Source organism: Tepidiphilus succinatimandens, assembly GCF_006503695.1.
GTDB lineage: Bacteria > Pseudomonadota > Gammaproteobacteria > Burkholderiales > Rhodocyclaceae > Tepidiphilus > Tepidiphilus succinatimandens.
This window is the reverse complement of the sequence record NZ_SBIK01000011.1, coordinates 92,302-99,084: the sequence shown is the minus strand read 5'-3', so window position 1 is coordinate 99,084 and position 6,783 is coordinate 92,302. Positions and strand designations below refer to the sequence as shown.

Here is a 6,783-nt window from a genome sequence, read left to right as displayed (position 1 = left end):
GCGCCTGCCGGGGAGGGAAGGCGCTCCGGGCTACGCCCTTCACGCCTTCCCTCCCCGGCCCGGAAAAGCGGACAGTTTATGTGCTACGAAACCGGACAGTTCTATTTGTTGACAACAGGGGGCGCAAAGAGATGTGGCGCGGTTTTTGCTCATCCCTTCATAGAGGCAGCCGATGCCAGCGCCGGCTCGCTTCAAAACGCCGCAGAGGCGAAGCTCTCGAAGCGGGTGTGCTCGCCGAAGAAGCTGAGGCGGATGGTTCCGGTAGGACCGTTTCGGTGTTTGGCGATGATGATCTCGGCCACGCCTTTGTCGGGCGTGTCGGGGTTATAGACTTCGTCGCGGTAGATGAACATGATGATGTCCGCATCCTGTTCGATGGCGCCCGATTCGCGCAGATCCGACATGACCGGGCGCTTGTTGGGGCGCTGTTCCAGGCTGCGGTTGAGCTGGGAGAGTGCGATGATGGGCACGTTGAGCTCTTTGGCGAGGGACTTCACCGAGCGGGAGATTTCGGAGAGTTCGGTGGCGCGGTTGTCGCTCTCGCGGGTGCCGGTCATCAGCTGCAGATAGTCGATGACGATGAGTCCGAGCTTGCCGCATTGGCGGGCGAGACGTCGGGCGCGGGCACGGAGGTCGATCGGGTTCAAGCCAGGGGTTTCGTCGATGAAGATGGGGGCTTCGTAGAGCTTGCCCATGGCGGCGGTCAGACGTTGCCAATCGTCGTCGGAGAGGCGCCCTCGACGCAAGTTCTGCATGTCGATGCGCCCGAGCGAGGCGAGGAAGCGCGTGGCGAGCTGGGTGCTGGGCATCTCCATGGAGAAGACCGCCACCGGCAGGCGCTGATGGATGGCGACGTGTTCGGCAATGTTGAGCGCAAGCGTCGTCTTCCCCATCGCGGGGCGACCGGCGAGGATGATGAGATCGGAGGGTTGCAGGCCAGAGGTCTTTTCGTCGAGATCGACGTAGCCGGTGGGAATGCCGGTGACCTCGCTGGGGTCGGCTCGGTCGTAGAGTTCCTGGACACGGTCGACGACGAGCTTGAGCGCCTGCCCGATGGGGATGAAGCCGGTGAGACTGCGGGCGCCGGCTTCGGCGATCTCGAAGATCTTGGCTTCGGCTTCGTCGAGCAAGGACTTGGCTTCGCGCCCCATGGGGCTGAGGGCGGAGGCGGCGATCTCGTCGGCCACGGCGATGAGTTTGCGCAGAATGGCGCGCTCGCGGATGATCTCGCCGTAGCGGCGGACGTTGGCAGCCGACGGCGTCTGGTTGGCGAGTTCGGCAAGGTAGGCGAGGCCGCCGGCGGCTTCCGCCTCTCCGCTTTTTTCCAGCGATTCGTGGACGGTGACGACGTCGGCGGGGCGACCTTGTTCGACGAGGCGGCTGATGTGGCGGAAGATGCGCCGATGCTCGTCGCGGTAGAAGTCGTCGGGACCGACGAGATCGGTGACGCGATCCCAGGCGGTATTGTCGAGGAGCAGCCCGCCGAGCAGCGCCTGTTCGGCTTCGAGCGAGTGCGGCGGTAGTTTGAAACCCGTGGAGGAAGGAGCGAGCAGAAGTTCGTCAGACATGGTTCAATCCACACCCGTGACCGGGCGAAATGGCTTGGAAAAGGTTACACCGCTCCCACGCCAGATTATCTCTGTGAAGAGGAGGTTCCCGTCGGGAGTTGCCCCGCGGATCTCGAGACCCGAGGCATGGGTTCATTCTAACGCCGAAAAAGCAACGAGCGCCGGACCTGAAGGCACGGCGCTCGTCGGGCGAGGCGTACGGCAGGAATCAGTGCTCGCCGAGCACCGAGACCTTGATGGTGACGCGCACGTCGGTGTGCAGCGCGATCTCGAGCTCGGTCTCGCCGACGCTCTTGATCGGGCCTTGAGGCATGAGGATCTGGGCGCGGGGAATGTCATAGCCCAGCTGCTGCAGACCTTCGGCGATGTCGATGTTGGTGACCGAGCCGAAGAGACGGCCGTCTTCGCCAGCCTTGCGGGTGATCTGCACCGTGATGCCTTCGAGGCGCGAGGCGAGCGCTTGGGCGGCGGCGAGTTTCTCGGCCTGCTGGCGCTCGAGCTCGGCGCGGCGGCGTTCGAATTCGGCGATGTTCTCGGGCGTGGCGCGCTTGGCCTTCTTCTGGGGAATGAGGTAGTTGCGCGCGTAGCCGTCTTTGACCTTGACGATGTCGCCGAGGTTGCCGAGGTTGGTGACCTTCTCCATCAGGATGACTTGCATGTCGGGCCTCCGCTCACTCGTGCTGGTCGGTGTAGGGCAGCAGCGCCAGGAAACGGGCACGCTTGATGGCGGTGGCGAGCTGGCGCTGGTAGCGGGCGCTGGTGCCAGTGATGCGCGCCGGCATGATCTTGGCGACTTCGGTGATGAAGTCTTTCAGCAGCTCGACGTCTTTGTAGTCGATCTGCTCGATGCCTTCGGCCGTGAAGCGGCAGTATTTGCGGCGGCGGGAGAATCCGCGTCCGCCCCGTTCGGGTCTAGCCATGTTCGTTTCCTTCCATGTGTCGTAATTCGGTGATATGCAGAATGGGCGTGCGGCTCTTCAGGGTGCGAGCGGCGAGGAAGCCGAGGCAGCGGATCCGGGTTCCCAGCGGCAGTTCGGCGAGCCGGCGTCCGCATTCCCCCAAGGACTTGATGCCGAGCTCGAATTCGATGCGGCGCTCGGCTCCGGCTTCGGTCTGCGTCGAACGATGCGCGAGCACGCCCTCGAAGACCGGGATGCCTGCCGGCGTGTAGCGCAGGCCGCGGCTGGAGATCAGCACGCCGTCGAGTTCCACGCGGTTGCACACCGGGCGGACAAAGCCTCAGGCCGCCGGGCTGGCTTCGGCGGCGGATTCGGCCGCTGGCGCTTCCAGCAGGGAGCGGGACTTCTCTTCCTTCATCATCGGCGAAGGCTCGGTGACGGCCTTGTCCATGCGCACGGTGAGGTGGCGCAGCACGGCGTCGTTGAATTTGAAGGCGGTCTCGAGTTCGTTGAGGGTCTCGCCGTCGCACTCGATGTTCATCAGGACGTAGTGCGCCTTGTGCACTTTCTGGATGGGATAGGCGAGTTGGCGGCGCCCCCAGTCTTCGAGGCGATGGATCTTGCCGCCGCGGCCGGTGATGAGGTTGCGGTAGCGCTCGACCATGGCCGGAACCTGTTCGGACTGGTCCGGATGGACGATGAAGACGATTTCGTAGTGGCGCATGTAGACTCCTTGTGGTTGACGAGCAGCCTCCCGGCATGCGGTCCGGTGAGGCAAGGGAAACGATTAGTATAGCGGCGAACGATGGGGTTGTCCAGCAAGCGACAGACGTTCAGGCCATGCCCTCGCGCAGCAGCGGCCAGGCGCGGCGAAGGTAATAGACCATGGAGACGATGGTGAGCAGGGCTGCCAGCCAGAGCATCGCCTGCCCCCAGAAGGGGGTATCGAAGTGCGGCAAGGGGCTCCAGTAGAGGAGCACGGGGATGGCGATGAGCTGGACGGTGGTTTTCAGCTTGCCGATGAAGGCCACGGCCACCGAGCCGCGGCTGCCGAGTTCGGCCATCCATTCGCGCAGAGCCGAGATGGTGATCTCGCGCCCGATGATGATGAGGGCGGCAAGCGCATGCGCCCGGCCCAGATCGACGAGGACGATGAGGGCGGCCGCGACCATCAGCTTGTCGGCCACCGGGTCGAGGAAGGCGCCGAAGCGCGACTGCTGCCTGAGCCGACGGGCGAGGTAGCCATCGAGCCAATCGGTGATCGCGGCCACGGTGAAGATGACGGTGGCCCAGAGATTGATGACTTGGGGGTGCAGCCAGCCCTGGGGAAGATAGAAGAGCAGGACGAAGACGGGGATGAGGGCAATTCGCCCCCAGGTGAGGAGATTGGGAATGTTCCAGTGCATCGTTCGCCCTGTTCCTTCGTGCGCCTGTCTGCCGTCAGTGGCCGTGCAGCGCATTATAGAGGGTTTGGGCGAGCTGCCGGTCGATGCCGGGCACGCGGCATAGGTCTTCGACGGTGGCCTCCTTCACTCCGTCGAGCCCGCCGAAGGCTGCGAGCAGCGCCTTGCGCCGTTTGGGGCCGATGCCGGGGATGTCCTCGAGGCGGGAACCGGTGCGGGCCTTGGCGCGGCGGGCGCGGTGTCCGGTGATGGCGAAGCGGTGCGCCTCGTCGCGCACGGTCTGGATGAGATGCAGCGCCGGCGAGGAGGGTGGCAGCTGCAGCGGCGCCCGTCCGTCGGCGAAAACGAGGGTCTCGAGGCCGGGCTTGCGCGCTTCGCCCTTGGCCACGCCCACGAGCGGCAGCTCGAGCCCGAGTTCGTCGAGCACCCGGGCGGCGACCTCGAGCTGCCCCTTGCCGCCGTCGATGAGCACGAGATCCGGGCGCGGCGCCTCGCCCTCGGCGACCCGCTCATAGCGGCGGGTGAGCACCTGGCGCATGGCGGCATAGTCGTCGCCCGGCGTAATGCCTTCGATGTGGTAGCGCCGGTATTGCGAGGGATTCATCCCCTCCCCCTCCCAGACGACGCAGGAGGCCACGGTGGCCTCGCCCATGGTATGGCTGATGTCGAAGCATTCGATGCGCCGCGGCGGCTCGGGCAGGTCGAGCGCCGCAGCCAGCTCCTGCAGCTGGGTTCGGGCACGCTCACCGCCGCGCGCACGCGCCTCGATCGCCACCCGGGCGTTCGCTTCGGCCATCTCCAGCCAGGCGCGGTCGGTGGCACCGCGCCCGGCGCTCACGGCAATGGGGCGTTCGGCAAGGAATTCCACGAATTCGGCGAGTTCCGGCGAAGCGAGGTTGGTGAGGATGCGATCGGGCCAAGGCCGGTCCTGGTAGTGCTGCTCGAGGAAGGCGTGCAGCACGTCAACCGGCTCGGCGCCCTCGGCCTGCTGCGGGAAGAGGGGACGGTCGCCGAGATGCCGCCCGCCGCGCACCATGGCGAGGTTCACGCACACGAGCCCGGCGTGCGCGAGGACGACGAGGATGTCGACGTCTTCGTCGCGGCGGCTGTCGACCGCCTGCTGGTGCAGCACCGACTGCAGCGCCCGGAGGCGGTCGCGCAGCCGGGCGGCCTCTTCGAAGTCGAGCCGCTCGCTTGCCGCATTCATCGCCACGGTGAGCGTCTCGATCACCTCGGTCGACTTGCCGGAGAGAAAGCGCGCGGCCATTTCGACCTGCTGCCGATATTCCTCTGCGCTCACTTTGCCGACGCAGGGGGCGGTGCAGCGGTGGATTTGATGCAGCAGGCAAGGGCGCGAACGGTTGCGGAACACCGAATCGGCGCAGGTGCGCAGCTCGAAGAGCTTTTGCACGAGCTGGATGCTCTCGCGCGCCGCCCAGCCGTTCGGATAGGGGCCGAAATAGCGCTCCCCCTTGTGCAGGGCACCGCGGTAGGTCTGGATGGCGGGAAAGTCGCCGCCGGTGAGCCGGATGTAAGGATAGGATTTGTCGTCACGAAAGAGGATGTTGTAGCGCGGCGCCAGCGTCTTGATGAGGTGATTCTCGAGGATGAGCGCTTCGGCCTCGGAGCGCACGAGCGAAATGTCGACGCGTTCGATCTGGCGCACCATCAAGGCGATGCGCGGACTCGGCAGCCGGGCGCGGAAGTAGCTCGCCAGGCGTCGGCGCAGGTTCTTCGCCTTGCCGACGTAGAGCACGGTCTCGTCGGCGCCGATCATGCGATAGACGCCGGGCGATTCGGGCACCGTCTGCAGGAAAGCGGAAGCGTCGAACTTCATGGCAGGAACGGATCAGAACCAGGCATGGCGCTGCGACCAGTCGCGTACGCGCTCGCGCGCCTGCAGGTAGGGTTCGAAGAGCTCGAGCTCGAAGGGATCGGGGATGCGCGGAGAACCGAGCAGTCCTTGGCGGCGGGCGATCGCATCGGGTGCCGCCTGGGGCCACGCCGCTTCGAGCAGGTGCGCCACCCAGTCGGGGCGATTGCACACGAGCGCCAGGTCACAGCCGGCCGACAGCGCCGCCGCGACGCGGGACTGAGGCTCATCCCCGGCAGCTGCGGCGCCTGCCATACCGAGATCGTCGGAGAGGACGGCAGCACGGAAACCGAGCCGCTGGCGCAGCACTTCGCCCAGCCAGAAGGCGGAAAACCCCGCAGGTTCCGGGGCACAGCGTTCATAGCGCACGTGGGCGGGCATGACGCCGGCCAGCGAACGCAACAGGCGATGACGATATGGCACGAGGTCGCGCTGCCAGATCACCTCGAAGGGGCGGGAATCGACGGGCAGCGTCTCGTGCGAATCGGCCGCCACCGCACCGTGGCCGGGAAAATGCTTGCCGACGGCGCGCACCCCCATCATGGCAAGCCCCGCCACCAGCGCCTGGGCAAGGCGCGCGACCACGGCGGGATCGTGACTGAAGGCGCGATCGCCGATCACCGCGCTCACGCCAGCTTCGACGTCGAGTACCGGCGCGAAAGTGAGATCGATGCCGTGCGCGGCGAGTTCCGCGCCGAGGACGAGGCCGACGTCGTAGGCGAGCGCCACCGCCTGCTCGGGGTCGCGTTCGTACTCATCGCCGAGCCGGCGCATGGGGGCGACCGGGGTGAAGCCGTCGCCGCGGAAACGCTGCACGCGCCCACCTTCCTGATCGACGGCGATGACCAGCGGCCCAGGGCGGGCAGAACGTATCGCCTGGACCAAGGCGGCGAGCTGGGCCGAATCGCGATAGTTGCGGGCAAAGAGGATGACGCCGCCCACGGCCGGATGGGCGAGACGGCGCAGTTCTTCCGGGCTCGGTTCGAGGCCGGCGAGATCGATCATCAAGGGGCCGGGCGGCAGGTCGGTGTGGTCCATGA

8 protein-coding genes are annotated in these 6,783 nt (G+C 66.3%); all 8 read right to left on the bottom strand.

From position 1 onward, the window contains the following. Positions 1 to 191 precede the first annotated feature (191 nt). Positions 192 to 1,568, bottom strand: a complete 1,377-nt coding sequence (dnaB, locus tag EPD82_RS08120) for a replicative DNA helicase (RefSeq protein ID WP_141056366.1) — start codon at positions 1,566 to 1,568, stop codon at positions 192 to 194. 208 nt (positions 1,569 to 1,776) lie between these two features. Continuing rightward, the gene (gene rplI / locus EPD82_RS08115; protein WP_055424184.1) at positions 1,777 to 2,226 is read right to left on the bottom strand and encodes a 50S ribosomal protein L9; all 450 of its coding nucleotides are present in this window, start codon (positions 2,224 to 2,226) and stop codon (positions 1,777 to 1,779) included. A 13-nt stretch (positions 2,227 to 2,239) separates the two neighbouring features. Beyond that, positions 2,240 to 2,488 (bottom strand): 30S ribosomal protein S18, encoded by a 249-nt coding sequence (gene rpsR, locus EPD82_RS08110; protein WP_028875107.1) that lies wholly within the window; start codon positions 2,486 to 2,488, stop codon positions 2,240 to 2,242. Continuing rightward, entirely contained in the window at positions 2,481 to 2,792 is a 312-nt protein-coding gene (gene priB, locus EPD82_RS08105) for a primosomal replication protein N (protein WP_072247983.1), read from the bottom strand. The genes rpsR and priB overlap by 8 nt, the downstream gene beginning before the upstream one ends. A gap of 15 nt (positions 2,793 to 2,807) precedes the next feature. Further along, positions 2,808 to 3,191, bottom strand: coding sequence for a 30S ribosomal protein S6 (gene rpsF, locus EPD82_RS08100; RefSeq protein WP_055424183.1), 384 nt, complete (start codon positions 3,189 to 3,191; stop codon positions 2,808 to 2,810). Positions 3,192 to 3,300: 109 nt separating this feature from the next. Next, the gene (gene pgsA, locus EPD82_RS08095) at positions 3,301 to 3,873 is read right to left on the bottom strand and encodes a CDP-diacylglycerol--glycerol-3-phosphate 3-phosphatidyltransferase (RefSeq protein WP_055424182.1); all 573 of its coding nucleotides are present in this window, start codon (positions 3,871 to 3,873) and stop codon (positions 3,301 to 3,303) included. A 34-nt stretch (positions 3,874 to 3,907) separates the two neighbouring features. Continuing rightward, on the bottom strand, positions 3,908 to 5,707 hold the full coding sequence (gene uvrC / locus EPD82_RS08090) for an excinuclease ABC subunit UvrC (RefSeq protein WP_141056365.1): 1,800 nt from the start codon (positions 5,705 to 5,707) through the stop codon (positions 3,908 to 3,910). A gap of 12 nt (positions 5,708 to 5,719) precedes the next feature. Further along, a complete protein-coding gene (gene nagZ / locus EPD82_RS08085; RefSeq protein ID WP_141056364.1) occupies positions 5,720 to 6,781 on the bottom strand; it encodes a beta-N-acetylhexosaminidase in 1,062 nt (353 codons plus the stop codon). Positions 6,782 to 6,783: the final 2 nt, after the last annotated feature.

Coding starts and splice junctions, on each gene's coding strand:
- rpsF (WP_055424183.1), bottom strand. CDS start 3,191: ATGCGCCACTACGAAATCGTCTTCATCGTCCATCCGGACCAGTCCGAA.
- nagZ (WP_141056364.1), bottom strand. CDS start 6,781: ATGGACCACACCGACCTGCCGCCCGGCCCCTTGATGATCGATCTCGCC.
- dnaB (WP_141056366.1), bottom strand. CDS start 1,568: ATGTCTGACGAACTTCTGCTCGCTCCTTCCTCCACGGGTTTCAAACTA.
- rpsR (WP_028875107.1), bottom strand. CDS start 2,488: ATGGCTAGACCCGAACGGGGCGGACGCGGATTCTCCCGCCGCCGCAAA.
- rplI (WP_055424184.1), bottom strand. CDS start 2,226: ATGCAAGTCATCCTGATGGAGAAGGTCACCAACCTCGGCAACCTCGGC.
- uvrC (WP_141056365.1), bottom strand. CDS start 5,707: ATGAAGTTCGACGCTTCCGCTTTCCTGCAGACGGTGCCCGAATCGCCC.
- pgsA (WP_055424182.1), bottom strand. CDS start 3,873: ATGCACTGGAACATTCCCAATCTCCTCACCTGGGGGCGAATTGCCCTC.